Source organism: Bosea sp. OAE506 (genome assembly GCF_040546595.1).
Taxonomy (GTDB): Bacteria; Pseudomonadota; Alphaproteobacteria; order Rhizobiales; family Beijerinckiaceae; genus Allobosea.
Map to the genome: position 1 here is coordinate 4,526,838 of NZ_JBEPOB010000001.1, position 25,260 is coordinate 4,552,097.

Here is a 25,260-nt window from a genome sequence, read left to right on the forward strand (position 1 = left end):
TCAATAGCGTATCCTCGGATCGACGATCGTATAGGTCAGGTCGATGAGCAGGTTCACCAGCACGTAGACCAGGCTGAACATCAGCACGACGCCCTGGATGACGGGGTAGTCGCGCCGCAGGATGGCATCGACAGTGAGGCGGCCGAGCCCCGGAATGGCGAAGACGCTCTCGGTCACGACCGCGCCGCCGATGAGCAGCGCGATGCCGATGCCGATGATCGTCACGATCGGGACCGCGGCGTTCTTGAGGGCGTGCAGGAAGAGAACCTCGCGCTGGCCGACGCCCTTGGCCTGGGCGGTGCGGACATAGTCCTGCTGCAGGACCTCCAGCATGGTGGCGCGGGTGATGCGCGCGATCAGCGCGATGTAGACCAGCCCCAGCGTCATCGCCGGCAGGATCAGGTTCCTGAACCAGGGCCAGAAGCCTTGAGAGAGCGGCGTGTAGCCCTGCACCGGAACCCAGTCGAGCTGCAGCGCGAAGACATAGGCCAGGAGGTAGCCGACGACGAAGACCGGCACCGAGAAACCGAAGACCGCGAAGGCCATGGCGCCGCGGTCGATCCAGGTGCCGGCCTTCCAGGCGGCGATGACGCCCATCGGGACCGCGATCGAGACGGCGAAGATCAGCGTCAGCACCATCAGCGAGAGCGTCGGCTCGATGCGCTGGGCAATGAGCTGCGTCACGGGCAGCGAGGTGAAGATCGAGGTGCCGAGGTCGCCCTGCAGGACGCGGAAGGACCATTCGGCGAAGCGCACGAGATAGGGCCGGTCGAGCCCGAGGCTGGCGCGGATGCGCTCGACATCGGCGGGCGAAGCCTGGTCGCCGGCGATGACCGCCGCCGGATCACCCGGCGCCACATACAGCAGAGAAAAGACGAACAACGCCACGAAGGCCATCACCGGGATGGTCGTGATGATGCGTCTGACGATGAAGGCCAGCATTGCGGCTCACGCGCCCTTTGTCGTTCGAAACCAGACCGGTCGGTGCCGCCGGAGGCGGCGGCAGAGACCGCGAAGGTCCGGGGGCGGCGCGTCGGGCGCGCCGCCCCCGGGAGAAGAATGAGACCTGAAGCCCGCCCTGCGGCGGATCAGGCCTTGGTGACGCCCCAGAGGACCGGGAACGGCCCGCTGGTGACGCCCGAGACGTTCTTCCGCCAGGCCTGGTAGCCGAGATAGAAGCCGGTCGGGCAATAGACGACGTTCTCGACGGCGGCCTTGTTGAGGCGCCCCATCGCGGCCTTCTCCTCGGCCATGTCCTTGGCGTTGAACCAGTTCGTCACCTCGGTCTCGACCGCGGGCACGTCGGGCCAGCCGAACCAGGCCTTCTCGCCATTGGCGCGAACGGCCGTGTAGGAGGCCGGGTTCACGCAGTCCGCGCCGGCATGCCAGGTGTGGAACATGCTCCAGCCACCCTGCCCCGGCGCGGTCTTCTGCGCACGGCGGGCGCCGACGGTGCCCCAGTCGGTGGCGACGAAGTCGACCTTCATGCCGATGCTCTTGAGCAGCTCGGCAGTGACGTCGCCCATCGACTTGGTGGCGGCCATGTCCTGCGCGACCACGCAGATCACCGGCTCGTCCTTGTAGCCGGATTCGGCGAGGAGCTTCTTGGCCTCGGCGACGTTCTTCTTCTTCATGATCTCGCCGCCCTCTTCGGTGTAGAGCGGCGTGCCGGGGGTGAAGAAGCTGGCCATCGGCTTCCAGAGCTTGTCGTCGTCGCCGACGATCGAGCGCATGTAGTCTTCCTGGTTCAGCGCCGTCATCACCGCCTGGCGCACCTTCACGTTGTTGAAGGGCGGGTGCAGATGGTTCATGCGGAAGGCGCCGATGTTGCCGAGCGGATCACCGATGTCGACGCTGACATTGGTGTTGCGCTTGAGGATCGGCACGAGGTCGGCCAGCGGGGTCTCCCACCAGTCCACTTCGCCGTTCTGCAGCGCGGCGGCGGCCGTCGCCGGATCGGGCATGATCACCCATTCGACGCGGTCGAACATCATGACCTTGCCGCCGGAAAGCCAGTCGGGCTTCTCGGTGCGGGGCTTGTAGTCGGCGAACTTCTCGAACACCGCCTTGGCGCCCGGGACCCACTCGCTGCGCACGAACTTCATCGGCCCGGAGCCGATGTATTCGGTGATCTGGGTGAAGGGATCGGTGTTGGCGATGCGCTCCGGCATGATGAAGGTGCAGGGCGCGTTGTTCTTGCCCAGCGCGAGCAGCATCTTCGGATAGGGCTTGTTGAGGACCCACTTCCAGCTCATGTCGTCGACCGGCGCGAGCTCGACCTCGATCGCCTTGATCATGAGGCCCATCGGGTCGCGGGCCTGCCAACGCTTGAGGCTCTGGACGACGTCCTTCGAGGTCACCGGCGCGCCGTCATGGAACTTCAGGCCGTCACGCAGCTTGAAGGTCCAGGTCAGGCCATCGGCGGAGACGGTCTCGCTCTCGACCATCTGGCGCTTTGGCTCGAACTTCGAGTCGATGCCGTAGAGGGTGTCCCAGACCAGCAGGGCTGCGTTGCGCACGACGTATTGCGTGCCCCAGATGGGGTCGAAATTCGCGAGGTTCGCCTGGGGCACGAAGCGCAGCGTCTTGGCGGCCGCCGCGCCCTGAGCGAGGGCTGGCATGGCGAGTCCGCCGGCTGCGGCGAGTGCGCCGGTTCCGGCCGCGGTCTTCAGAAATGTTCTGCGGTCCATCATTCTCTCCCCTGACACGGCAACCTCTCGACGGGTGACCTTGGCGCGAGTTTGGGCAGAAAACATCTGCCGTGACAACTCGTCTGACCGGCCCTCCGCAGGCCGCGAACCGCTTGCACGCATCGTGCCAAACGGAACCGCCTGAGGGTTTCCTGCGAGAACGCGCCATCGGCGCCGTTTTCAGGGGCAGAGAATATTTTTCTGGACAGCGCGGCAGCGGCGCAAGACGGCGCCGCCGCGGGCAGGGACGAGCCCCTGCCCGCTTCTCAGGCGGCCCCGACGGGCGCGTGGATGCGAGGGAAAGGCCGCGCCGCCTCGAAGGCCGCAGCAGCCCGCAGCACCAGCGCGTCGCGTCCGAAGGGGCCGACGATCTGCAGCCCCGCCGGCAGCCCCGCGCCCGTCAGCCCGCAGGGCAGCGAGATCGCCGGAGCCTGCGTGATGTTGAAGGGGTAGGTGAAGGGCGTCCAGCGCGTCCAGTCGTCACCGTAGGCACCATGGCCGGGCGTATTCGCGCCGACCTCGAAGGCCGGCAGCGGCAGCGTCGGCGTCAGCAGCAGATCGAAGCGTGCATGAAATTGCGCCATCCTGTGCGCAAGCGCATTGCGCTGGTTCAGCAGCGCATCGACATAGGCCGCGCCGGCGACACGTTCGCCCTGCTCCGCCACGGCGACAAGACCGGGGTCCATCCGCGCCCGCTCGGCGGGGCCAGCCGAGCGCAAGGCGAGCGCCGCACCGGCCGACCAGATCGTCATCAGCGTATCGATCGGATCCTCGAAACCGGGGTCGACCTCCTCGACGGTCGCGCCGAGATCGCGGAAGGCGAGCGCCGCTGCCCGGGTCAGCGCGGCAATCTCGGGATCGACCGGGACGTCACGGCCGAGATTGGGCGACCAGGCGATGCGCAGGCCCTTCACCCCGCCCTTGAGCCCATCGACATAATCAGGCGCGCGGTCGATCATCGCGGTCATGTCGCGGATGTCGGGACGGCCGATGGCGTTCATCGCCAGCGCCGTGTCGGCGACGGTACGGGCCAGCGGGCCGAGATGGGCGAGGAAGCCCATGGTCGAGACCGGCCAGGCCGGCACGCGACCATAGGTCGGCTTCAGGCCAACGACCCCGGTGAAAGCGGCCGGAATGCGCACCGAGCCGGCACCATCCGTGCCGATATGGATGCAGCCGAGATTGAGAGCGGCGCAGGAGGCCGCACCCGCCGAGGAGCCGCCGGGGCCGGTGGCGATGTTCCAGGGATTGCGGGTGATCCCCGAGAGCGGCGAGTCGCCGACGCCCTTCCAGCCATATTCCGGCATCGTCGTCTTGCCGAGAAAGACCGTGCCGGCCTCGCGCAGCCGCGCCGCCGCCGGGGCGTCCTCGGCGAAGGGCGCGTCGGTCGCCACGGCAGAGCCGCGCCGCATCGGCCAGCCGGCCACGCCGATATTGTCCTTGATGGTGACGGGCACCCCGTCCAGCGGGCCGAGCGGCTCGCCCTTCAGCCAGCGCCCCTGCGAGGCTTGCGCCATGGCGAGCGTCGCTTCGGCGTCGCGAACGACGAAGGCGTTGATCTGCGGCTCGAAGCGCTCGATGCGCTCCAGCGCGTCCCGCGCAACCTCGACCGGGGAGAGTTCGCGGCTGGCATAGAGCGGGCCGAGCTCGGCGGCCGAAAGCGATGCGATGGTCGTCATGGGGCTGATCCTGTCTGCGTCGGTTCGGAAGGTCTAGGCGTTGGCGACGCGCCAGGCCGCGTTGAGCAGGACATTGGCGCCCGCCGCGATGTCCTGCTCCGTGCTGAACTCGGCCGGATTATGCGAGAGGCCGCCGATCGAGGGGATGAACACCATCGCGGTGGGGCAGATGCGCGACATCATCTGGGCATCGTGCCCCGCCCCCGAGATGATCCGCCGGATCGGCAGGCCGAGTTCCGCCGCGCTGTTCTCCACCGTCGCGATCAGCGTCTCAGTGAAGGGCGTGGCCGGGAAGCGCGCAAGGTCGCGGAAGGCGATCTCGATGCCGTGGCGCGCCGAGATCTCGGCGCAATAGGCCCGCACCGCGGCCTCTGCCCTGGCGAGCCGGGCATCGTCTGGATTACGCAGGTCGAGCGTCATCACGACGGTCTCGGGCACAACGTTGACGTTGGCGGGCTGGACCCGGATGACGCCGCTATTGGCAAGCTGGCCGGGAATCGCGCGAGTCAGGTCGTTGGCGTAGACGTTGATCCGTGCGGCTGCGAGGCCCGGATCCTTGCGATAGGCCATCGGCGTGGTGCCGGCATGGCTGGGCCGGCCCTTCAGCGTCAGCTCGAGCCAGCAGATCGCCTGGATGCCGGTGACCGCGCCGAGCCCGCCGCCCTCGTTCTCCAGCACCGGCCCCTGCTCGATATGGAGTTCGAGATAGGCATGCGCCGGCAGGAAGCCCGGCCGTTCGGGCCCCTCATAGCCGATGCGCCGGAGCTCGGTGCCGAGCACGGCGCCTTCGCGCATCCAGCTCGGCATGGGCGGCCTCGACGCTCATGCCGCCGGCCCAGACATAGGAGCCCAGCATGTCGGGGTGGAAGCGGGCGCCTTCCTCATTGGTGAAGGCGATCACCGCGAGGTCGCGCTTCGGCACCAGTCCGGCATCGCGCAGCGTCGCCAGTACCTCGACGCCGGCGACGACGCCGAGCGCGCCGTCATAGCGCCCGCCCGTGCCGACCGTATCGATATGGGAGCCGAGGATGACGGCCGGGCCCTCCTCCCGCCCCTTGAGAATGCCGACGATGTTGCCGATGGCGTCGATCTTCACCGTGAGGCCGAGCGCCGACATCTCGGCGACGAGCCAGTCGCGGCCCTGTTTGTCCTCGTCGGACAGGGCGAGGCGGCGGCAGCCGCCTTCCGGCGTTGCACCGATGGCCGCCAGCGCCATGAGCCGCGACACCAGCCGCGTGCCGTCGACCCTGAGATTGCTGCCCATGCTCGTCTCCCCCGCCAGACCGTGCCGGCGCCGGGGCCGGTTCCCGGCCCGCGCTGCACCGCCCGTCCTGCATAGTCGCGCCGAAGGCGGCCTGTCGATGCCCGCTGCGGCAAGGGGGTCTGGCGCAAATGCAACGGGCGCAGACTCGCGTCTGCGCCCGTTGGGTGGCTGGGCGCCCTGCTCAGGGCGCCGGAGTGGCGTGGTTCAGAACTCTTCCCAGCCCGTGTCGCCGGAGCGGCTGTTGACGATTTTCTTCGCCGGAGCGGCGGGCGGAGGGGCCAGTTCGCGCGGCGCCGGGGCCTTGCCCTGTCCGAAGGCGGCGGCAGCGAGCTGGCGCAGGCGTGCCGGCTCGGTCGCGGGCTTTGGCGCGGGGGCCATAGCCGGAGCCTCATGACCCGTGCGGAAGGAGGCGACGAGGTCGTTCAACTGGACGATCTTGCCCGAGAGCGAGCCGGCGGATGCTGCGCTCTCTTCGGCCAGCGCCGCGTTCTGCTGGGTCATCTCGTCGAGATGGGCGACAGCCTGGCTCATCTCGTCGATGCCGCTCGCCTGCTCTCCGGATGCCGCCGAGATGTCGGCGATGGTCGCCGCGACCTTCTCCGAAGCGGAGAGGATGTGGCTGAGCTGCTCGCCGGCCTGACGCACCAGCTTCACGCCCTCGCCGACCTCGCTGTTGGAGGAGGAGATCAGCGCCGAGATGTCCTTGGCCGCCTCGCTGGAGCGTTGGGCGAGCGTGCGGACTTCCGAAGCCACGACCGCGAAGCCCTTGCCGGCATCGCCGGCCCGGGCCGCTTCCACCGCCGCGTTCAGTGCGAGCAGGTTGGTCTGGAAGGCGATGTCGTCGATCACCCGGATGATGTCGGAGATCTTGGTCGAGGCATCCTCGATCCGGGCCATGGCCTCGACCGCCTGGCCGGCGATAGCGCCACCGTTCTGCGCCGCCTTCATCGCCTCGTCGGCGATCGCCGCGGCATTGCGCGAGGCCTGGGCCGAGGCTTTCACGGAGGCCGCGAGTTCTTCGGTGGTGGCTGCGGTCTCTTCCAGCGAGGAGGCCTGCTCTTCCGTCCGCTTCGAGAGATCATCCGCGCCCATGTTGATCTCGCGGGCGGCGAGGCCGACATCGGCCGAGGTGACCTGGATGGTGCGGACGGTGGCCGAGAGACGGTCGATCGTGGCGTTGAAGTCGTCGCGCAGCGTGGCGTAGTCGGCCGGCATCTCGGACCCGATGCGATGGGTCAGATTGCCATGGGCGAGTTCGGAAAGGCCGGCTGCGATCGAGTTGACGACCTTCTCCAGTTCCTGCGCCTGCTGCAGGCGCTGCTGGGCGGCCGCCTGGCGCTGCTCCTCGGTCGACCGGCGGCTCTCGTCCATCAGTCCGGCCTGGGTCGCGGCCTCGCTCTCGAGCCGCTCCTTCTCGATAGCGGCCTGACGCAGAACGCTCACTGCGCCTGCCATCTGGGCGAATTCGCCGGCCCGGAAGGTCGGAACGGCCGTGACAAGGTCGCCCGCGGCCAGCCGGTCCATGGCGCCCTTGAGGCTGCCGAGCGGCTTCATCATCCGGCGCACGAGCAGGAAGAGCGCGACGCCGGCGACAAGGGCGATGAGCAGGCCCGTGACCACGTTGCCGGTGACCATCTCGCTGACGACGGTCATGAAGTCGGCCTGCTTGATGCCGACGAAGAGGATGCCGATGACGCGGTTGTCGGATTTCTGGACGATCGGCTCGTAGATCGTGAAATAGGGCTGACCGAGAATGTCGGCCGCACCGGAATAGGTCTGGCGCTGCTTCAGCACCGTGTCATAGGCCTGACCCTGTGCCAGCTTGGTGCCGACCGCACGCCCGCCATCGGGCCTCTGCACATTGGTGGCGATGCGGACATCACCCATGAAGATCGTAGCGACGCTGCCGGCCAGCGCCTTGACCTTGTCGACCGCCGCGAAATTCCCGTTGATCAGCTCGTCGCCGAAGTAGAGCTTGTCGCCGTCGAGGCGGGGCTCGCCCTTCGCCGCCACGACGTCGCGCAGCAGGTTGATGTTGACGACGAGGCTCGCCTGGGCGCGTTCGCGCATCGCCTTCTCGGCCGCTTGCAGGGACACCATGACGGAGGCTGCGACCGCGAGGCCAACGAAGAAGACGCCGAGCAAAGCGAGGCGGGTGGCAATGGGAAGGCGGATAGACAGAAGCTTTTTCATCAACGAACCCGTTTGGGAGCGGCGTCGGCCCAGGCGTCGTCCCGCACAGAGGGGACAAGCAAGATCAGACGGCGCCGGTTGGCAGAGATGCGCAGTCCATGCGCACCCATCAGCGTCAGTACAGAAGGTAGGCCAGGCGTAACGTCGGGGCGCCGAACCGGTCGGCACGCGGCATGCCGCTGCGCCTTTCGCCCACACTGGAATTAGACTTAACCGATCCTGTAAAGATTTGCTTAAAGTGAGCACGTTTCGACTGACGAGGCCGAGTTAGTTCCAGTTGAAACAAGTTTTGTTCTGACACGCGCCGCAAGAACTTCCCCGCGCCACCCTGCCGCCTCATCTGTTGCCGAGACGTCACAGCCGGTGTCTGCCATCATTCGGCCATATCGTGTTCACCTCGCGGCCATGCGATGTGACTTGAAGAACGGTGTGCGGCGTGACGCGTGGAACGTCGCAGCCTTTCCGCCGTTGTTCAGCCGCGTCCGCAAGATCAATAAAGCAGAGCCCCAACTTCATGTCCGTCGAGAAGCCCGCCGTCCGCTCCCCCTCATCTTCGCTTGCCCAGCCATCGCGCCGCGCGACGTTGTTCCTGCTGCCGCTTGCGCTGGCGGGCTGCGTCTCGCAGCCGCAGCAGCCCTTCGAGGTCGCCAGCACGCGCGGCTTCAACGTCAGCGCCGAATATCTGGCGATGTATGGCGAGCGTCCCGACGAGCAGTATCCGCTGCCGGCGACGGATCTTTCCGAGGTCGACCCGCGCTTCCTGCGCCGCGAGGTGGCCTATCAAACCCGCGAGCAGCCCGGCACGATCGTCATCGATACCGACAACAAGTTCCTCTACCTCGTCCGTGAGAACGGCCGGGCGATCCGCTACGGCATCGGCGTCGGCAAGCAGGGCATGTCCTGGCGCGGCCGCGCCACGGTCGGTCGCAAGGCGGCCTGGCCGCGCTGGACGCCGACCCCGGCGATGATCGCGCGCGATCCCGAGAAGAACGGCCCCTGGGCCGGCGGCATGAGCTCGGGCCTCGACAACCCGCTCGGCGCCCGTGCGCTCTATCTGTATCAGGGCGATCGCGACACGCTCTATCGCATCCACGGCACGAACGAGCCCTGGTCGATCGGCGAGTCCGTGTCGAGCGGCTGCATCCGCATGTTCAACCAGGACATCATCGACCTGCACAGCCGCGTTCCGACGGGAACGACGGTGGTCGTGCTGAACCGGGGCCAGTTGCTGACCCCGCAGCCGGGCGAGACCTTCGACGAGTTCACCTCGGAAGGCAGCAGCATCTGACGCATCGGCAGGACGGCGGCCCGCGGCCGCCGCCACGCCTTGATACCGTCACATGCGGGTCCCACCTCTCTTGGCGGCGGCGCATCCGCGCCGTCCCACAGATGGAGGAGATGACGATGACGCCGCAGGAACGCGACGTGATCGCCGGGATTTTCGACCGCCTGAAACAGGCGGCCAATCAGCCCCGCGACCCCGAGGCTGAAAACTACATCGCGCAGCGGCTGCGAGAGCAGCCCTATGCGCCCTACGCCATGGCCCAGGCGGTCTATGTGCAGGAGACTGCGCTGACCAATCTCCAGGCGCAGGTCGAGGACCTCCAGGCCCAGCTGCGCGACCTGCAGACCCGCCAGGCCGAGGCACCCGCCGCGAGCGGCGGTTTCCTGTCCGGCATCTTCGGCGGCGGCCCAGCCGCCCAGCCGGCGCGGCCGCGCTCGGTGCCGTCCTTCCCGTCGCGCGGACCGGATGCGCCTTCGCCGGCCTGGACCGGGCAGCAGCCCGGCGCCATGCAGGCGGCGCCCGGCCAGCCGGGGCAGGTCCAGCCGGGCCAGGCCCAGCAGGCGCCCGGCCCCTGGGGCAACGCAGCCCAGCAAGCTCCCGGACGCGGCGGCGGCTTCATGGCGACGGCCCTCACCACGGCGGCCGGCGTCGCCGGCGGCATGATGCTCGGCAGCGTCCTCAGCAACGCCTTCGGCGGCGGCTCGGCCCAGGCCGCGACGAAACCGACCGAGACGGCTCCGCAGGGGCAAGACAATGCCGCGGCCGAGTCCCAGCCGGCGGCCTATGACGACGGCTCGTCCAATGCCGCCAACTACCAGCAGGCGGCCCAGACCGAGCCGGCGGATGCCGGCTATGACGACGGCTCCAGCATGTTCGACGGCGGCGAGGACGACAGCTGGGCCTGAGCCCTATCGTCAGTCATCACCTGCGACAACGACGATCCGCCCGGCGATGCCGGGCGGATTTTTTCATGTCTGAACGAGGGCGGGGGTCAGCCTCAGATGACGAGCACCTTGGCCCCGACGCGGACACGCTCATAGAGGTCGGTGACGTCGTCATTGGTCATGCGGATGCAGCCGGAGGAGACGGCCTGGCCGATGGTATGCGGCTCATTCGTGCCGTGGATGCGGTAGAGCGAGGAGCCGAGATAGAGCGCCCTCGCGCCCATCGGGTTTTCCGGGCCGCCCGGCATGAAGCGCGGCAGATCGGGCCGGCGCTTCAGCATCTCCGGCGGCGGCGTCCAGTTCGGCCATTCGGCCTTGCGGCTGACGGTCTTCATGCCGGCCCAGGAGAAACCGGGTCGGCCGACGCCGATGCCGTAGCGCAGCGCGCGGCCGTTCGGCTGGACCAGGAAAAGGAAGCGCTGCGGCGTGTCGATGATCACCGTGCCGGGCTTGTGCGGCCCGTCATAGGCGACCTCCTGCTTGCGGAAGCGCGGATCGATGACGCGCTCGATCGGGCGCTCCATCTCGAGCGGCTGGCCGAGTGCCGCGACGCGGCCGCCGGGAGCATAGCCGCCCTGCCCGCGCCCCATCGTTGCCTGTTCGAAGGGATCGACCTCGTAGCCGGCGGGGCGGCGGGCGCTCTGGCCATAGGCGGAAGAGCCGGGACGGTTGTAGACGGCCCCGCCCCGTGACGGCGAAGGATCGCGCCCCGTCATCAGCAGCTCGATGAAACCACCGCCGTAATTGCCCCGGGCGTTCGACGCCGTGGTCATCGGGTCGTCGGGCGCCCTGCGGCCATAGCCCTGGGCCATCGAAGGGCCGGCAGCCGCACAGGCCGCCGACAGCGCAAGCAATGAAACGAACAGACGGGAACGCATGATGCAACTCTCTCGACTTCGGCCGGGAAAGACTGGGCTTACGTCTTAAAAGGAATGGTAAATCAGGTTCTGCCGCAGCAGGTTTGCGGCCGCGCTCCGTCGCATTCGACGGATTAACCTTATTGGCACTTCAACAGACAGGGTGAAGGAAAGGTTTAGGCTTTGGACGCGGCGGGCCGCTTCATCGTTGCCCGCTGCGGCGCGTTGCCCACCAGAGCCAAAGCAGGGTGCGCCAGCGCGCCACGTCGAAGGCGAGGATGACGCCGCCATAGACTAGCGCACCGAGCACCACCTGGAGCCCCAGCTCGGGGATCGCGGGCAGCCGGTTCTGCAGCGGCCAGATCGCCAGCGCCATGGCGGCCACGGCCAAAAGCACGGCGCCGCAATCGCGCAGCGAGGGCAGCACCGGCAGAATGCGCAGCGCCACCCAGCCCGTGAGGACGAGGACCACGAGGAAGGCGGCCATCTGCGCCCAGGCATAGATGCCGGGCGGCGAGCCGCCGAAGGCGGTGACGATCGCAACATTGACGGCGAGCCCGGCTAGTGCCGCCAGCGTCGCGACGAGGGTGCGCTTTTCCAGCAGGAAGGCGGGGTAGAGCCCGGCCTGGAAGATGGCGAGCGCGACGAAGCCGGGCAGCAGCGGCGCCATATACGCCGAGAAGCGCCCCTGGAAGCTCGGTGGCACCAGCAGCCGGTCGAAGGCCGGCAGCGCCAGGCCGAAGCCGACGGCGGCCGGCAGCGCCACGGCCAGCACGATGACGAGATTGGCCGCGATGCGCTTCTGCGCGGCGACGCGGCCGCGCGTCTCGTCGAGGCGGATGACCTGGCGCAGCAGGACGATCTCGAGCGTCGCGCCGAGCGTTCCGAAGAGGCGCAGCCCCATATCCGAGGCGAGCGAGAAATAGCCGGCCTCGGCGAAGCCATGGGCGCCCGCCAGGAGCGAACGGTTGAGCAGCGGAATCAGCGAGTAGATCGCATTGCCGGCGACGATCGGCAGCGCATATTTCGCGAAGGTCCAGGCGAGGTCGGCCCGGGCGGCGCGGACCGAGAGGGGGGCGTCGGCGAGTTTCCGGCGCACCGAGATCAGCGCCACCGCGACGCTGAGCAGCCCGCCCAGCAGGACGACCGTCGGGTCGCGCGTCCACCAGGCGCCGCCGACCATGAGCAGCAGCGCCAGCACGTTCTTGACGATGACCAGCCGGGCATAGGCGGCGTCGAGAAAGCGGGCGCGGGCGATGGCGCCGTGATAGTCGAAGAGGCCGGCGCCGATGCCCGCGAGCACCGCCGCCGCCAGCATCATCGCCGGCATGCGGGTGTCGACCCCGGCGGCTATGGCCGCCACCAGCAGGGCGCAGAGCGTCACGCTGACGCCGGTCACCAGCACATCCAGCGTCGCCCGGATCTCGGGTTCGGTCTCGCGCGTCTTGAGCGAGTAGAAGCGCACCGCCGAGAGGCGGATCCAGTCCATCAGCGCAGTGTTGACGAGGACGATGATGGCGGCGCCGATCGCATAGCGGCCGAACTCGGCCGGGCCGAGGAAGAAGGCGATCAGCAGCCCGAGAACGAAGTTCAGCGCGGCATTGACGACGAAGGGCAGCAGGACGGTCATCGCGTCTCGATCATGCGTGCCGGGCCCCCGCTTCGCTGCAGCGACGCCCGGCGCGACTCAAGGCGATGGCGGCCGGGCTGCGGCTCCGGCGTAGCGGCGGCGGCGCGAATCTCCAAATCGTCCGGCTCGTCGGGTCCGAATGTCCGAATCTGCGCTGGCGTTCGGTCTTTTGAAATCTTTCTGGCGCGAACCTGCTGACACATGCCGCGTTTCGACAACAACCTCCTCGCAGACAGGCGAGTCCATGCCATCCAGAAATCTCTTCCAGCTCGTCTATACATCGATCTACCGGGCCGGACGTGTCGACAGCGAGCTTTCCGCCCTGCGCTCGATCCTCTCGGTCTCGCGACGTAACAACCAGGATGCGGGCGTCACCGGTTTCCTGATCTTCGATCGGGACAGTTTCCTGCAGGTGCTGGAAGGGCCTCGCGACGCGCTGGATGCGACCATGGCCCGCATCGTGCGGGACGATCGCCATCGCGACGTCGCGGTTCTCGGCACCAAGCCGATCAAGCAGCGCACTTTCCATGCCTGGACGATGGGCGGCTGCCGCCGGACGCCGCAGCAGGATCCGGTCTTCGCCGCCCATGGCATGGAGGACGGCATCGACCGGTCCCGGGCGGATTTCGAGCAGATCGTGGCCCTGGCGAGGGACCTGAGCGTGCAGGCTTCCGCCCCCGCCTGAGCCCCTGTATGCGCGGCCCGAATGCGCGTCGTCGCCGGTGCCGCTATCGCATGGCGGCCGCGCCGGCTATGGCGATGCGGCCATGATCCGTTCCGCCCCTTCCCTCTCCGCCCCCGCGCTTGCCGCCCCGCTCCCCGCCGGCCTCACCATCCGCCCCGCGCGCGACGGCGATTCCGAGCCGCTTGCGGCGCTGATCGCGGCGAGTTTCGCCGAATATCCCTACTGCCTCTTCGAATGGTCGGAGTTTCCCGAGCTGCGCAGGCCCGCGAGCCATTTCGCCGCGAAGGGCGGGCGGCTCTGGGTGGTCGATGCGCCCGAAGGCGGCATCGCCGCCTCGCTCGGCGCCACACCGGTGCCGGAGCAGAACGCCATCGAGATCACCAAGGTCTATGCCACTCCCGCCTTCCGCGGCTCCGGGCTGGCCCAGGCGCTGTTTGCCGAGGCGCTGTCCTTCGCGCAGGGCGGCGGCTTCGGCGCGATGATGCTGTGGTCGGACACGCGCTTCGCGCGCGGGCATCGCTTCTACGAGAAGCTGGGCTTCCGGCGCTGGCCGGGCGAGCGCTACCTCGCCGATGTCTCCGCGACCTGGGAACATCATTTCCGCCTCGATCTCGCCGGCACGCGATGAGCCTCGGCCCCGCGCTGCGCGCCCTGCTCGGCATCGCGCTGTTGACTGCGATGGATGGCGTGGTGAAGGCGCAGATGCAGTCGCATCCCTTCATCGTCGCGCTGTTCATGCGCTTTGCCATGGGCGGCGTCTGCGCACTGGCGGTGCTGGCCATCCTGCGCCCGCCGGCCCCGACCCGCGCCAGCGTGATCGGCAACAGCATCCGGGTGCCGGTGGTGGTGCTGACGGCCGGCAGCTTCTTCTATTCGATCTCGGTCCTGCCACTGGCGGAGGCGCTGACGCTCGCCTTCCTCGCGCCCGTCTTCGTGGCGCTGCTGGGCGGGCTTCTGCTCAAGGAAAAGATGGACGCGCCCATCTGGCAGGCGCTCGGCTTCGGCGTCGCCGGCATGCTGGTGATGGTCTGGCCACGGCTGCAGGGACAGGTCAGCGGCGCGGGGCTCGGCGTGGCGGCGGCCCTGTTCTCGGCCGTGACCTATGCGTTCAACCTGATCCTGCTGCGTCGGATCGCGCTGAAGGAGCACCCCGCGGTCATCGTCGCCTTCCAGAACTGCGGGCCGGCTCTGCTACTGGCGGTCCCCGCCGCGCTTGCGTTCGTGCCCCTCACCGGGCGCGATGTGCTGATCTATCTCGCCGCGGGCGCGCTCGGCGTTGCCGGGCATCTGCTGCTGACCTCGGCCTTCGCAAAGGCGGAAGCCTCGCGGCTGGCGCCGCTCGAATACACCGCGCTGATCTGGGCGAGCCTGCTCGGCTACGCCTTCTTCGACGAGGTGCCGCTGATCACGACCTATGCCGGCGCAGTGCTGATTGTCGCGGGCGCGATCGCGATCAGCCGGCGATAGCGCGGCTCACCGCGGTGCCCGCGCCGGAAAGATCACGCAGGTCTCTGTACCATGCGCCAGCAGCTTGCCGCGCTCGTCGAGCAACCGGCCCTCGCTGGTCGCCACCGTGCCGCCGCGATGGATGACCTTGCCCTCGCAGCGCACGATGCCGCTCTCGGGCATGACCGGGCGGACATAGTTCAGCTTCATCTCCAGGGTGGTGTAGCCCTCGCCGGGCTTCAGCGTCGCATGGGTGGCACAGGCCATCGCGGAATCGAGGATCGTCGCCGTCCAGCCGCCATGGACCGTGCCGAGCGGGTTGAAGAAGCGCGCCGAGGGACGCCCGGTGAAGACCACCCTGCCCTCCTCCACCTCGACGAGATCGAGATCCATCGCATCGGCGAAGGGCGGGCCTGGATGGCGGCCCTCGATCATGCCGCGCAGGAACTCGAGACCGCTGCCCGCCAGCAGAGTCTCCCGCGATACCACTCCGACGTCGCGCGCCATGAACATCCCCCATTGATCGTGTATCTACACGATAGAAGCGTGTCCTCGACCCGGTCAAGCCGCCGTCAGAGCGTCTCGCGCGCCACGCGCCGCAGCGCCTTGAGCCGGTCGCGCATCTGGCTCCAGTCCTCCTTGCCGAGCCCGCCCTCGATCCGCTCCTGCGCGGCACGCCAGTGCGGGATCGCCGCGTCGATGGCGGCGCGGCCCTTCGGCGTCACGCCATAGATCGAGGCCCTGCCCTTGCAGGCGATGGGCTCGATCAGCCCTTCCGCCGCGAGCAGCTGCAGGTTGCGCGTCAGCGAGGTGCGCTCCAGCGCAAAGCGCTCCGCCAGTTCGGTGACCGAGCGCCAGGCCCCCGTACTCAGCGCCGAAAGCAGCACGAACTGGGTGATCTTGAGCCCGCTCGAGCGCATCGCCTCGTCATAGGCGCGGGTGACGGCGCGCGCGGTCATCCTCACATGCAGCGCGACGCAGCTGCGGGCGATGTCGTCGAGGGTTTCCGATGTGGCTGATGGTGGAGATGTGGGCTCGGACATGGCGGCATGGTAGCGCCTTCCGCCGGGCTTGGCAGCCGGCCAGTCCCGCAGGCGGGGCAGGGCTTTGCCGCATTCACCATCAGCGTCCGAGAGCGCGTCCTTCTTGCGGTTGTTTTCTTGACTCCGGGAGGGGGCAGCCCTATCTCCGCGCCATCGGTTAGCACTCGCCTATGGGGACTGCTAACAGATGCCCACGCGGGCGGATCCTGAGGCCCGCATCGAATTTGTACCGAGAGGAAGACAGAACCATGAAGTTCCGTCCGCTGCATGACCGCGTTGTGGTCCGCCGCCTTGATGGCGAAGAGAAGACCAAGGGTGGCATCATCATCCCCGACACCGCCAAGGAGAAGCCGCAGGAGGGCGAGATCGTCGCCGTCGGCCCCGGCGCCCGTGACGAAGCCGGCAAGCTCGTCGCCCTGGACGTCAAGAAGGGCGATCGCGTCCTCTTCGGCAAGTGGTCCGGCACCGAGGTGAAGATCGATGGTCAGGACCTCCTGATCATGAAGGAATCCGACATCATGGGCGTCATCGGCTGATAGCCGCCTGACGATCCCTTTCCGTTTGCATTCCAAGGAGTAGCTCTCATGGCTGCCAAAGAAGTCCGCTTTTCCACCGATGCGCGCGACAAGATGCTGCGCGGCGTCGACATCCTCGCCAATGCCGTCAAGGTCACCCTCGGTCCCAAGGGCCGCAATGTCGTGATCGAGAAGTCGTTCGGCGCTCCCCGCATCACCAAGGACGGCGTCACCGTCGCCAAGGAGATCGAGCTCGCCGACAAGTTCGAGAACATGGGCGCCCAGATGGTTCGCGAAGTCGCGTCCCGTCAGAACGACCATGCCGGCGACGGCACCACGACCGCCACGGTCCTGGCCCAGGCCATCGTCCGTGAGGGCGCCAAGTCGGTTGCGGCCGGCATGAACCCGATGGACCTGAAGCGCGGCATCGATCTCGCCGTCGAGGCGATCGTCGCCGACCTCAAGAAGAACTCGAAGAAGGTCACCTCGAACGCCGAAGTCGCGCAGGTTGGCACGATCTCCGCCAATGGCGACGAGTCGGTCGGCAAGATGATCTCGACCGCCATGCAGAAGGTCGGCAACGAGGGTGTCATCACCGTCGAGGAGGCCAAGACCGCCGAGACCGAACTCGACGTCGTCGAGGGCATGCAGTTCGACCGCGGCTACCTCTCGCCCTACTTCATCACCAACTCGGAGAAGATGGTCGCCGAGCTGGAAGACCCCTACATCCTGATCTTCGAGAAGAAGCTGTCCTCGCTCCAGGCGATGCTGCCGATCCTCGAGGCCGTGGTGCAGACCGGCAAGCCGCTGCTCATCATCGCCGAGGACGTCGAGGGCGAGGCTCTCGCCACGCTCGTCGTCAACAAGCTCCGTGGCGGCCTGAAGGTCGCGGCCGTCAAGGCTCCGGGCTTCGGTGATCGCCGCAAGGCCATGCTCGAGGACATCTCGATCCTGACCGCCGGCCAGATGATCTCGGAAGACCTCGGCATCAAGCTCGAGACCGTGACCCTCCAGATGCTCGGCCGCGCCAAGAAGGTGCGCATCGAGAAGGAGAACACCACGATCATCGACGGCGCCGGCAAGAAGAAGGACATCGAGGCCCGCGTTTCGCAGATCAAGGCGCAGATCGAGGAGACCACCTCGGACTACGACCGTGAGAAGCTCCAGGAGCGTCTGGCCAAGCTCGCCGGCGGCGTCGCGGTCATCCGCGTCGGCGGCGCGACCGAGGTCGAGGTCAAGGAGAAGAAGGACCGCGTCGACGACGCCCTGAACGCCACCCGCGCTGCGGTGGAAGAGGGCATCCTGCCGGGCGGCGGCGTCGCCCTGCTGCGCGCGCTCTCCTCGGTCAAGTCGATCAAGACCCAGAACGACGACCAGAAGACCGGCGTCGAGATCGTCCGCAAGGCGATCATGGCTCCGGCCCGTCAGATCGTCGACAACGCCGGCGGTGACGGCGCGGTCGTGATCGGCAAGCTGCTCGAGTCGAAGGACTACGCCTGGGGCTACAACGCTCAGACCGGCGAGTACGGCGATCTGGTCAAGGCCGGCATCATCGACCCGACCAAGGTCGTGCGCACCGCCATCCAGGACGCCGCTTCGATCGCGGGCCTGCTGATCACCACCGAGGCGATGATCGCGGAGCTCCCGAAGAAGGACTCCCCGATGCCCCCGATGGGCGGCGGCGGCATGGGCGGCATGGACTTCTGAGGAAGTCCAGACGCCCGGAGCGCCAAGATGCCGAAACCGGGCAAGCCCGGTCTCGGTGGCGGCATGGACTTCTGATCCACGCAGCCTTCGCTTCAGCGAAGACAAGGGAAGGCCCGGCGCAAGCCGGGCCTTTTCTCGTTGGGCCTCATCCCTGACCGGCGCGCCCCGTCGCTGGCGGCCCATACAGCGCCAGCGGCGGTTAGAGCGATGTCGGCGGAGTGATCGTCACCGTCAAAGAGTAGGAGAATACGCAAGCAAACCTCAATCATCGGGGCGCAAGCTGACCTTGCAGGCAACCCTGGATGCCGATGATGCCGAAATCGAACCGCCAACGCGTGGCGCGACCTCTTCGCAGCAGCGTGCGACTTCATTTCTACGCTGCGTTCGCCGTGCTGCTGTCCCTGATCTCGACGCTGACGGTCGTCTCGGTTTACGCCCTCAACCAACAATCCGCCTATCGCGATCAGCTCGACACCTCGGCCCAGGGTGCGATCAACGCCGAGAAGGCCAACGGCCTCGTCCTCGCCGTCCTCACGGAGGCGCGCGGCATCGCCACGGCGCCCGACACGGCCGCCGTCGAGCGCTCCAGTTCGGCCCTGCTGCAGCGAAGCTTCGAGTTGGCCTATCTGATGGATGGCTGGCAGCGCGGTCTGCGCGCCGACGATCGCAGGCTGTTCGGCACTCTCAAGGCCCGCGTCTCGGAGTTCATCCGTTTCCACAACGAGATGGCCCACCGCGCGACGACGGTCAGCCAGGACGCGGCCCGGGAATGGGGCGACAACGACGCGAACCGTGCGATGCGCACCGCGCTCAACGAGGATCTGGCCGCGCTGGCCACTGTCTACTCGCAGCGCGCCCGCATCATCGCCAGCATGGGCGATACCGTCCAGCGCATGCAGAACATCCTGGTCGTGCTGGGAATCGTGGCCATCGCCGTGACCGGTCTGACGGTCTTCCTGCTCAAGGCCCTGTTGGTGACGCCCCTGCTCGACATCACCGCCGCTACCGACAGCATCGCCGCGGGCAAGAGCCTGGTCGCGGTCCCGCACCTCACGAAAACCGACGAGATCGGGAAGCTGGCCGAGGCGGTGCAACAGCTTCAGACGGTCATCCACCGCAACGAGACCCTGCGGAAAAAAGAACGCGAAGCCCTGCGCGAGCAGGAGCACTTCAAGGCCAACGAAGTCCACTTCGTCGCTGCGATCAACAACATGGCGCAGGGTCTGGTGATCCTCGATCCCCAGACCAATGTCGTTCTGATGAACGACGCCTATAAGACGATCTACAAGCTGCCGGACACCATTACGGATTCACCCTGCAGCCTGCGCGACATCCTGTTTCACCGGGCGGAGGCCGGCCTCTTTTCCGGCGATGCCGCGAGCTATGTGAAATCGATCCAGGCCCGCATCGCGCTCGGCAAGCCGACCACCAGCTTCATCCATTTGAAGGACGGGCGGTGGATCCGGGTCGTCGGTCGATCGACGCCGGCGGGCGACTGGGTCGCGACCCATGAGGATTTCACCCGGCTGCATCAGGTCGAGCACATGCTGGAGCGGATCGAGCGGCTGTTCGGCACGGTCGCCGAAAACATCGACGAGGCCATCCTGGCCCGTGACATGGGCAGCCATCGCTATGTCTTCGTCAACCGGGCTGCCGAAGTCCTGTTCGGGATGCCGCGCTCGGAGATCATCGGTCGGACGGCCAGAGAGATCTTCGAGAAGGACACAGCCGACAGGATCGATGGGCCTGCACGGCTGGGGCAAATCACCGACGCCGGGACCCGCGAGACCGTCCAGACGATAGAGACGCCGGGCAACGGCCGGCGCATCGCGGGAATTCGGCATATCCCCGCTTCGGACTGGGAGGGCGTGACGCATTGCATCGTCACGCTCATAGACGACAAGACCGACCGCCAGGTGCCGACACGCAAGCTCGCGAGCTGAGCGCCCGGCGCGGGATGCATGATGGCGGCGCCTCGCTTGGCGCTCTCCACGGCATGACAATTTGCTCATCTTGACGCAGCGCCATTGAACGGCCGCATCCGCTGCGACATGGTCGCGCTCGCGGGGTTCGCCGCGATTCCAGCTCTGATCAGGATCAGCCGATGCGTCCGTTGAGTTTCGCCGTCGCCGCGCTCGCCGTCGTGGCGCTCGTCGTCGGCCAGCAGAGCGGCTCCGCCGGCACGCTCGGCATGGGAGTCGTCGGTGTCCTCCTTGCGCTGGCACTGTTCCGCTCCACCGAGATCGACTTCTTCCTGAAGATCTTCTCCGGCATCTTCGGCACGGAATATGTCGTCTTCGGCGCAGGCGCCTTGCTGGCGCAGGGCGGCTACTGGCCCCAGGGCTGGGCGGCGGCCTCGCCGCCGACGAGCCTCGCCACCACCGTCGCGGTGTTCGGCATCCTGATCTACGTCATCTCCTTCGTGCCGGTGGTGCAGCGCATCGCCCGCATCTCCTCGCCCTATTTTCTCTCGGGAGAGGCGACGCAGGCCAATCTCTGGTTCCTCGGGCGATACCGGGTGAAGCTCGGCCATCTCGCGGTGGCGCTGATCGTCTTCCTCGTCGTCCTGAACCAGGCCCAGGTCGGCGTCTCGCTGCGGCTGAACTTCTTCTACCGCGACTTCTACAACGCCCTGCAGGAGAAGAACGCCGCCGCGTTCTGGGAGCAGTTGATCTGGGTCTTCTGCGTCTGGGCCGCGATCTCGGCGATCAGCAATCTGATCGAGATCGTCGCTCAGTCGGTGCTGCTGATCCGCTGGCGCGAATGGATGGCCGACGAATACAGCCGGCGCTGGCTGCAGAACGGCACGCATTACCGGATATCGCTGGCCGGCACGGCCGACAACCCCGACCAGCGCATCTCGGAAGACACGCGCTCCTTCCTGAACCAGACCTATTCCTTCTCGCTGACCATGCTGACGCAGGTCTCGACCCTGGTCTCGTTCTCGATCATCCTCTGGAACATCCCCGTCGCCATCACCGTGCCGGGGACCAGTCTCGTCATTCCCGGCTTCATCTTCTGGGCGACGCTGATCTATGCCGCAGTCGCGACCTGGATCACCCATCTGATCGGCAAGCCGCTAATCGCGCTGGATTTCGAGCAGGAGCGGCGCGAGGCGAATTTCCGCTTCTCCCTCGCCCGCCTGCGCGAATACTCCGAGCAGATCGCGCTCATGCATGGCGAGCCGGCCGAGCGGCAACATCTAGCGCGCAGCTTCCGGGCGATCGTGGCGAACTTCTACGAGCTGATGTGGCGCAAGCTGAAGCTCACCACCTTCACGCTCGCCTACAACCAGGCCAACGTCGTCATCCCGTTCGTGCTGCTGGCGCCCTACTATTTCGCCGGGGCGATCACCTTCGGCGTCCTGACGCAGGTCTCCTCCGCCTTCGGGCGCGTGGAGACGGCGATGTCCTTCTTCATCAACAGCTACCAGTCGATCGCCTCCTATCTCGCCTCGATCAACCGCCTCACCACCTTCGAGGCGGCGATCGCGCAGTCGCAGGCCGCCGAGGTCGGAGGCGCCACGATCCATCGCGACCCGGCCCCCGACCGGGATGTCCATGTCGGCGATGCGGTGCTGACCCTGCCCAATGGCGCGCCGATCGTGCGCGTGAGCGATCTCGATCTCGGCGCCGCCCGGCGCACGCTGCTCGTCGGCCCATCGGGATCGGGCAAGTCGACGCTGTTCCGCGCCATTGCCGGCATCTGGCCCTTCGGCGAGGGCAAGGTCGGCATCCCCGCCAATGCCGAGATCATGCTGCTGCCGCAGCGGCCCTATCTGCCGCAGGGCAGCCTGAGGGCTGCCCTAGCCTACCCGTCGGAGGCCCAGACCTATGACGACGAGGCTATCCGCCGGGCGATGGACAAGGTCCGCCTCGGCCATCTGCGCGACCGGCTCGACGAGGTCGATCTCTGGGGCCAACGCCTGTCGGGCGGCGAGCAGCAGCGGCTTGCGGTCGCACGCGCTCTGCTGGCAAAGCCCGATTGGCTCTTCCTCGACGAGGCCACCGCCTCGCTGGACGAAAAGCTCGAGGGCGAGATCTACGCCACGATCGAAGAGGCCTTGCCGCAGACGCGGATCGTCTCGATCGGCCATCGCTCGACACTGCGCGAGATGCACGATGCCGTGGTGACGATGGAGCCGAACCCCGACGGCACCTTCACGCCGCGCATGCCCGCAAAGGCGCCCGCCGAGGCGTGAGGCCGGAGCGGGCTGCCCTGGCCCGCACTCAAGCCGTCATGGCGTGGCATCGCGGGAGAGGCGGCGCGGGCCCGACGGCCCGCCCTGGAGTGACGCGCCGGGCTCGCGGCGCGTGGTCGCGGATCAGAGCGCGCGGTCGAAGCGCAGTTCGCCGGCCACGCCCTTGAGGACGAGCTTGCCCTCGACGAGATCCCAGTTGCGCGTGCCGCGCAGCGCCGTGAGGTAGGCGCGCTCGAAATCCGACATGCCCTTGTCGCAGCTGCGCTTGGTCAAGGCGAGCGGACCGACCGCGAAGCCCTGCGAGCGCAGCGGATAGGCGGCGGCGGAGAAGGTGTTGCAGCCACCGAAGCCGGTGCCGCGCAGATTGGCGTCGACCATCAGCGTCGCGCGACGGTCGGCGACCGGCTTGCCGTTGAGGGCGATCACCGTCCAGGCCGCGCCGAGCGGGAAGTTCTTCTCCTGCGGCGGGATCGGCGCCGCCTGCGGCGTGCCGAGTTCCTCGCGCGAGGGCATCTGGTTGCGACGCTGCGCCTGCGCATCGGTCGGCATCAGCATGGGCGCGGCCATGGCGGCGAGAATGGCGGCATAGCCAAGGCGTCGAATCATGATCGTCTTACCCGGTCGTCGAACCTGAAAATCGGCACGGACCCTAGCGCATCGCCGGCCGCGTGGGAAAGCGCGTAGCGGCCTATTGCCCGGCGATCAACCGCCAAGGTGCCGCGAAGCGTCTTTCCGCAGTCACCCTGTCGCGCGAAGGCGGTTTTTCGGCGGCGGCGTGCATCCGCTGCGGGCCGCGCCGCGTATCAGCCTCCGGGAGCGCATCCGCGCGACCTCAGCCTGCGGCCTCACCCCCCCTGAGGCCGCAAGCAATGGCGAGGCCGCCTTGCCCCCCATGGCGGCCTCGCCTGAGGCGCGTCGCTGCCTCAAAGGCGCGACTGCAGGCGCTCGATCAGTGGATTGGCCTTGCGGAAGACATAGGCCGGCGCGGAGACCGTGACGTCGTCGGCACCCGCCGCGGCAAGATGCTCGACGAGCGCGAATACCGCCTTCTCCGGGCAATGGATCGTCACGACCCCGCCAGCCGGGCTTGGGCCGAAGGGCAGACGCGCGCCGAACAGCGCCTGCAGATCGCCAAGCGTGTCCGATGCGGCCTCGAGCTTCGCCCGGATTTCACGGACGGAGCGCGCCTCCTCCTCGGCCGCGATGCGCGAGAGGATAGCGTTGGCGGCCGCCCTCGCCCGCTCGCTCCAGGGCGCGCGCACGGAGGCGACGAGATTGGCTTCCGACGCCAGCATCACGCCGTCGTCGAGGATCTTCAGCGCGTTGGCCGACAGCGTCGCGCCGGTCGTGGTGATGTCGACGACGATCTCGGCCGTGCCGGCGGCCGGCGCGCCCTCGGTCGCACCCAGGCTTTCGACGATGCGGTAATCGGCCAGCCCGTGGCGGGCGAAGAAGCGGCGGGTCAGATTGACGTATTTCGTGGCGACGCGGAGCTTGCGGCCGTGACGGCTGCGTAGGCTGGAGGCGACGTCGTCGAGATCGGCCATGGTCCGCACGTCGATCCAGGCCTGCGGCACGGCGACGACGACATTGGCGTGGCCGAAGCCGAGCGGGGTCAGCATCTCGACCGCGGCATCTGCATCCGCGACCTGCTCGCGCACCAGATCCTCGCCGGTGATGCCGAGATGGGCGGCACCCGACGCCAGCTGCGCGACGATCTCGGAGGCCGACAGGAAGGCGACCTCGGCGCCTTCGACGCCGGCAATCGTGCCGCGATAGTCGCGCTCGCCGCGCGACTTGACGAATTTCAGCCCGGCGCGACCGAAGAAGGCAGTCGCGTTCTCCTGCAGCCGGCCCTTGGAGGGCACGGCGAGAACGAGCGGGGCGTCTTTGGCGGCCGAGTCTGTAGCAGCGATGTCGGTCATGCGGCGTCTCCCGCCAGGCGCTCGAGCCAGATCGAGGCGCCGACCGCGGCAATCGGCGCGGCCGCACCGAGGCGCCCGAGCACCTGATCATAGCGTCCGCCGCCGGCAACCGGCTTGCCGTCGCCGCGTCGCTCGTCGTGCAGCTCGAAGATGAAGCCAGTGTAGTAGTCGAGATTGCGGGCGAAGGCGGCCTGGAAGCCGATCGCGCCGACATCGACGCCGCGCACGGCGAGGAAGCCGGTGCGCTCGTCAAAGGCGTCGAGCTCGCGGCCGAGATCGAGCGAGGCCTGGTCTGCAAGCGCGCGCAGCGCGGCAGAGGCCGTGTCCGGATCGCCCTTGATCGCCAGCACCTGCGCCAGCAGCGCCTTCACGTCGCCATTGACCGGGTTCTCGCGCTCGGCGGCACGGGCCAGGAAGCGCTCGGCGATGTCGGAGGCACTGCGCCCGCCGACGGTCGAGATCCCCGCGATCGACAGCACGTCCTCGACGAAGGCTTTCGCCGCCTTGGGGTCCTGCCCCTCCAGCGCCTTGAGCAGGCCGGCATGGGCGGTCTCGCCGGTGGCGACCGGGGGATCGAGCGCCTCGACAGCGTCCGTGCCGCGGCCCTGCACGACGGCGCGCATCAGGCGGCGGCGGGCGCCGGCCGGCACGGAAAGCCCATCCAGCAGCGCGCCGAGCAGCGCGACGTCGCCCATCAGGATCTTCGGGCTTGCGAGGCCGAGCGCGGCGGTGGCCTCGACCGTCAGCGCCATGATCTCGGCGTCGGTGGCGGCGAAGTCGTCACGGCCGAAGGATTCGATTCCGGCCTGCGCGAATTCGCCGGGCTCGCCCGAGCGCATCCGGAAGACCGGGCCGGCATAGGCGTAGGCCGCGGGCTCGGTGCGGCGAGACGCGATGTGATCGAGCGCGACGGGGATGGTGTATTCCGGCCGCAGGCACCAGTCGCGGCCATCGGCATCCTGCGTCATGAAGATGCGGCGGCGGATATCCTCGCCCGAGAGATCGAGGAAGACGTCAGCCGGCTGCAGGATCGCGGGCTCGGCGCGGGCATAGCCCTCGCGCGCAAACAGCGCGATCACGGTCTCGATGCTGGCAGCGGTCGCGGGCACGGCGGCTTCATCCTGTTACGGGCGCTGTCCTAGCAGCGGCGGCCCGGATTTTCGAGGCATTTGAGGGAAATGGGTGAACGGGAATCG

The 25,260-nt window shown here is 67.9% G+C and carries 22 protein-coding genes; 9 read left to right on the forward strand and 13 right to left on the reverse strand.

Going from position 1 to position 25,260, the window contains the following annotated elements:
* The 6 genes from ABIE41_RS22020 to ABIE41_RS22045 all read right to left on the reverse strand — a co-directional run bounded on the left by ABIE41_RS22020 (window position 1) and on the right by ABIE41_RS22045 (window position 7,826).
* The gene (locus ABIE41_RS22020; protein ID WP_192642355.1) at window positions 1–942 is read right to left on the reverse strand and encodes an ABC transporter permease; all 942 of its coding nucleotides are present in this window, start codon (window positions 940–942) and stop codon (window positions 1–3) included.
* A gap of 146 nt (window positions 943–1,088) precedes the next feature.
* Entirely contained in the window at window positions 1,089–2,690 is a 1,602-nt protein-coding gene (locus tag ABIE41_RS22025; protein WP_192642356.1) for an ABC transporter substrate-binding protein, read from the reverse strand.
* A 266-nt stretch (window positions 2,691–2,956) separates the two neighbouring features.
* On the reverse strand, window positions 2,957–4,369 hold the full coding sequence (locus tag ABIE41_RS22030; protein WP_192642357.1) for an amidase: 1,413 nt from the start codon (window positions 4,367–4,369) through the stop codon (window positions 2,957–2,959).
* A gap of 33 nt (window positions 4,370–4,402) precedes the next feature.
* Entirely contained in the window at window positions 4,403–5,176 is a 774-nt protein-coding gene (locus tag ABIE41_RS22035) for a hydantoinase/carbamoylase family amidase (protein ID WP_354193099.1), read from the reverse strand.
* A complete protein-coding gene (locus ABIE41_RS22040) occupies window positions 5,115–5,633 on the reverse strand; it encodes a M20/M25/M40 family metallo-hydrolase (protein ID WP_354193101.1) in 519 nt (172 codons plus the stop codon). The genes ABIE41_RS22035 and ABIE41_RS22040 overlap by 62 nt, the downstream gene beginning before the upstream one ends.
* A 204-nt stretch (window positions 5,634–5,837) precedes the next feature.
* On the reverse strand, window positions 5,838–7,826 hold the full coding sequence (locus tag ABIE41_RS22045; protein WP_192642359.1) for a methyl-accepting chemotaxis protein: 1,989 nt from the start codon (window positions 7,824–7,826) through the stop codon (window positions 5,838–5,840).
* 514 nt (window positions 7,827–8,340) lie between these two features.
* On the opposite strand from ABIE41_RS22045, the gene ABIE41_RS22050 reads away from it, so the two are divergent.
* Window positions 8,341–9,114 (forward strand): L,D-transpeptidase, encoded by a 774-nt coding sequence (locus tag ABIE41_RS22050; RefSeq protein WP_192642360.1) that lies wholly within the window; start codon window positions 8,341–8,343, stop codon window positions 9,112–9,114.
* 116 nt (window positions 9,115–9,230) lie between these two features.
* Entirely contained in the window at window positions 9,231–10,016 is a 786-nt protein-coding gene (locus ABIE41_RS22055; protein ID WP_192642361.1) for a DUF2076 domain-containing protein, read from the forward strand.
* 92 nt (window positions 10,017–10,108) lie between these two features.
* Here ABIE41_RS22055 and ABIE41_RS22060 read toward each other — a convergent pair whose 3' ends face one another.
* Both ABIE41_RS22060 and ABIE41_RS22065 read right to left on the reverse strand, forming a co-directional pair.
* The gene (locus tag ABIE41_RS22060; RefSeq protein WP_192642362.1) at window positions 10,109–10,933 is read right to left on the reverse strand and encodes a L,D-transpeptidase; all 825 of its coding nucleotides are present in this window, start codon (window positions 10,931–10,933) and stop codon (window positions 10,109–10,111) included.
* A gap of 181 nt (window positions 10,934–11,114) precedes the next feature.
* Window positions 11,115–12,542 carry a lipopolysaccharide biosynthesis protein gene (locus ABIE41_RS22065; protein WP_192642363.1) on the reverse strand — a complete coding sequence of 476 codons (1,428 nt, stop codon included), beginning with the start codon at window positions 12,540–12,542 and terminating at the stop codon, window positions 11,115–11,117.
* Between the two features lie 244 nt (window positions 12,543–12,786).
* On the opposite strand from ABIE41_RS22065, the gene ABIE41_RS22070 reads away from it, so the two are divergent.
* The 3 genes from ABIE41_RS22070 (at window position 12,787) to ABIE41_RS22080 (ending at window position 14,694) form a co-directional block, all read left to right on the forward strand.
* Entirely contained in the window at window positions 12,787–13,227 is a 441-nt protein-coding gene (locus ABIE41_RS22070; protein ID WP_192642364.1) for a BLUF domain-containing protein, read from the forward strand.
* Between the two features lie 82 nt (window positions 13,228–13,309).
* A complete protein-coding gene (locus ABIE41_RS22075; RefSeq protein ID WP_192642365.1) occupies window positions 13,310–13,855 on the forward strand; it encodes a GNAT family N-acetyltransferase in 546 nt (181 codons plus the stop codon).
* The gene (locus ABIE41_RS22080) at window positions 13,852–14,694 is read left to right on the forward strand and encodes a DMT family transporter (RefSeq protein WP_192642366.1); all 843 of its coding nucleotides are present in this window, start codon (window positions 13,852–13,854) and stop codon (window positions 14,692–14,694) included. The genes ABIE41_RS22075 and ABIE41_RS22080 overlap by 4 nt, the downstream gene beginning before the upstream one ends.
* 6 nt (window positions 14,695–14,700) lie before the next feature.
* On the opposite strand, the gene ABIE41_RS22085 is transcribed toward ABIE41_RS22080, so the two are convergent.
* Both ABIE41_RS22085 and ABIE41_RS22090 read right to left on the reverse strand, forming a co-directional pair.
* On the reverse strand, window positions 14,701–15,180 hold the full coding sequence (locus ABIE41_RS22085; RefSeq protein ID WP_354193106.1) for a PaaI family thioesterase: 480 nt from the start codon (window positions 15,178–15,180) through the stop codon (window positions 14,701–14,703).
* 65 nt (window positions 15,181–15,245) lie between these two features.
* The gene (locus tag ABIE41_RS22090) at window positions 15,246–15,632 is read right to left on the reverse strand and encodes a MarR family winged helix-turn-helix transcriptional regulator (RefSeq protein WP_354193108.1); all 387 of its coding nucleotides are present in this window, start codon (window positions 15,630–15,632) and stop codon (window positions 15,246–15,248) included.
* A gap of 332 nt (window positions 15,633–15,964) precedes the next feature.
* On the opposite strand from ABIE41_RS22090, the gene groES reads away from it, so the two are divergent.
* From groES to ABIE41_RS22110, 4 genes are all read left to right on the forward strand, one after another.
* Window positions 15,965–16,252 carry a co-chaperone GroES gene (groES, locus tag ABIE41_RS22095; RefSeq protein ID WP_069054408.1) on the forward strand — a complete coding sequence of 96 codons (288 nt, stop codon included), beginning with the start codon at window positions 15,965–15,967 and terminating at the stop codon, window positions 16,250–16,252.
* Window positions 16,253–16,300: 48 nt separating this feature from the next.
* A complete protein-coding gene (groL, locus tag ABIE41_RS22100) occupies window positions 16,301–17,938 on the forward strand; it encodes a chaperonin GroEL (protein WP_192642369.1) in 1,638 nt (545 codons plus the stop codon).
* 335 nt (window positions 17,939–18,273) lie between these two features.
* On the forward strand, window positions 18,274–19,881 hold the full coding sequence (locus ABIE41_RS22105; RefSeq protein WP_192642370.1) for a PAS-domain containing protein: 1,608 nt from the start codon (window positions 18,274–18,276) through the stop codon (window positions 19,879–19,881).
* Window positions 19,882–20,042: 161 nt separating this feature from the next.
* Window positions 20,043–22,139 (forward strand): ABC transporter ATP-binding protein/permease, encoded by a 2,097-nt coding sequence (locus ABIE41_RS22110; protein WP_192642371.1) that lies wholly within the window; start codon window positions 20,043–20,045, stop codon window positions 22,137–22,139.
* A gap of 123 nt (window positions 22,140–22,262) precedes the next feature.
* On the opposite strand, the gene ABIE41_RS22115 is transcribed toward ABIE41_RS22110, so the two are convergent.
* From ABIE41_RS22115 to ABIE41_RS22125, 3 genes are all read right to left on the reverse strand, one after another.
* The gene (locus tag ABIE41_RS22115) at window positions 22,263–22,745 is read right to left on the reverse strand and encodes an META domain-containing protein (RefSeq protein WP_192642372.1); all 483 of its coding nucleotides are present in this window, start codon (window positions 22,743–22,745) and stop codon (window positions 22,263–22,265) included.
* 317 nt (window positions 22,746–23,062) lie between these two features.
* Window positions 23,063–24,064 carry an ATP phosphoribosyltransferase gene (gene hisG / locus ABIE41_RS22120; RefSeq protein ID WP_192642373.1) on the reverse strand — a complete coding sequence of 334 codons (1,002 nt, stop codon included), beginning with the start codon at window positions 24,062–24,064 and terminating at the stop codon, window positions 23,063–23,065.
* A complete protein-coding gene (locus tag ABIE41_RS22125) occupies window positions 24,061–25,173 on the reverse strand; it encodes an ATP phosphoribosyltransferase regulatory subunit (protein WP_192642374.1) in 1,113 nt (370 codons plus the stop codon). Before ABIE41_RS22125 ends, hisG begins: the two co-directional genes overlap by 4 nt.
* Window positions 25,174–25,260: the final 87 nt, after the last annotated feature.

Excerpts from the sequence above, each read along its gene's own strand:
- ABIE41_RS22020 (WP_192642355.1), bottom strand. The coding sequence starts at position 942 with ATGCTGGCCTTCATCGTCAGACGCATCATCACGACCATCCCGGTGATG.
- ABIE41_RS22025 (WP_192642356.1), bottom strand. The coding sequence starts at position 2,690 with ATGGACCGCAGAACATTTCTGAAGACCGCGGCCGGAACCGGCGCACTC.
- ABIE41_RS22030 (WP_192642357.1), bottom strand. The coding sequence starts at position 4,369 with ATGACGACCATCGCATCGCTTTCGGCCGCCGAGCTCGGCCCGCTCTAT.
- ABIE41_RS22035 (WP_354193099.1), bottom strand. The coding sequence starts at position 5,176 with ATGCCGAGCTGGATGCGCGAAGGCGCCGTGCTCGGCACCGAGCTCCGG.
- ABIE41_RS22040 (WP_354193101.1), bottom strand. The coding sequence starts at position 5,633 with ATGGGCAGCAATCTCAGGGTCGACGGCACGCGGCTGGTGTCGCGGCTC.
- ABIE41_RS22045 (WP_192642359.1), bottom strand. The coding sequence starts at position 7,826 with ATGAAAAAGCTTCTGTCTATCCGCCTTCCCATTGCCACCCGCCTCGCT.
- ABIE41_RS22050 (WP_192642360.1), top strand. The coding sequence starts at position 8,341 with ATGTCCGTCGAGAAGCCCGCCGTCCGCTCCCCCTCATCTTCGCTTGCC.
- ABIE41_RS22055 (WP_192642361.1), top strand. The coding sequence starts at position 9,231 with ATGACGCCGCAGGAACGCGACGTGATCGCCGGGATTTTCGACCGCCTG.
- ABIE41_RS22060 (WP_192642362.1), bottom strand. The coding sequence starts at position 10,933 with ATGCGTTCCCGTCTGTTCGTTTCATTGCTTGCGCTGTCGGCGGCCTGT.
- ABIE41_RS22065 (WP_192642363.1), bottom strand. The coding sequence starts at position 12,542 with ATGACCGTCCTGCTGCCCTTCGTCGTCAATGCCGCGCTGAACTTCGTT.
- ABIE41_RS22070 (WP_192642364.1), top strand. The coding sequence starts at position 12,787 with ATGCCATCCAGAAATCTCTTCCAGCTCGTCTATACATCGATCTACCGG.
- ABIE41_RS22075 (WP_192642365.1), top strand. The coding sequence starts at position 13,310 with ATGATCCGTTCCGCCCCTTCCCTCTCCGCCCCCGCGCTTGCCGCCCCG.
- ABIE41_RS22080 (WP_192642366.1), top strand. The coding sequence starts at position 13,852 with ATGAGCCTCGGCCCCGCGCTGCGCGCCCTGCTCGGCATCGCGCTGTTG.
- ABIE41_RS22085 (WP_354193106.1), bottom strand. The coding sequence starts at position 15,180 with ATGGCGCGCGACGTCGGAGTGGTATCGCGGGAGACTCTGCTGGCGGGC.
- ABIE41_RS22090 (WP_354193108.1), bottom strand. The coding sequence starts at position 15,632 with ATGACCGCGCGCGCCGTCACCCGCGCCTATGACGAGGCGATGCGCTCG.
- groES (WP_069054408.1), top strand. The coding sequence starts at position 15,965 with ATGAAGTTCCGTCCGCTGCATGACCGCGTTGTGGTCCGCCGCCTTGAT.
- groL (WP_192642369.1), top strand. The coding sequence starts at position 16,301 with ATGGCTGCCAAAGAAGTCCGCTTTTCCACCGATGCGCGCGACAAGATG.
- ABIE41_RS22110 (WP_192642371.1), top strand. The coding sequence starts at position 20,043 with ATGCGTCCGTTGAGTTTCGCCGTCGCCGCGCTCGCCGTCGTGGCGCTC.
- ABIE41_RS22115 (WP_192642372.1), bottom strand. The coding sequence starts at position 22,745 with ATGATTCGACGCCTTGGCTATGCCGCCATTCTCGCCGCCATGGCCGCG.
- hisG (WP_192642373.1), bottom strand. The coding sequence starts at position 24,064 with ATGACCGACATCGCTGCTACAGACTCGGCCGCCAAAGACGCCCCGCTC.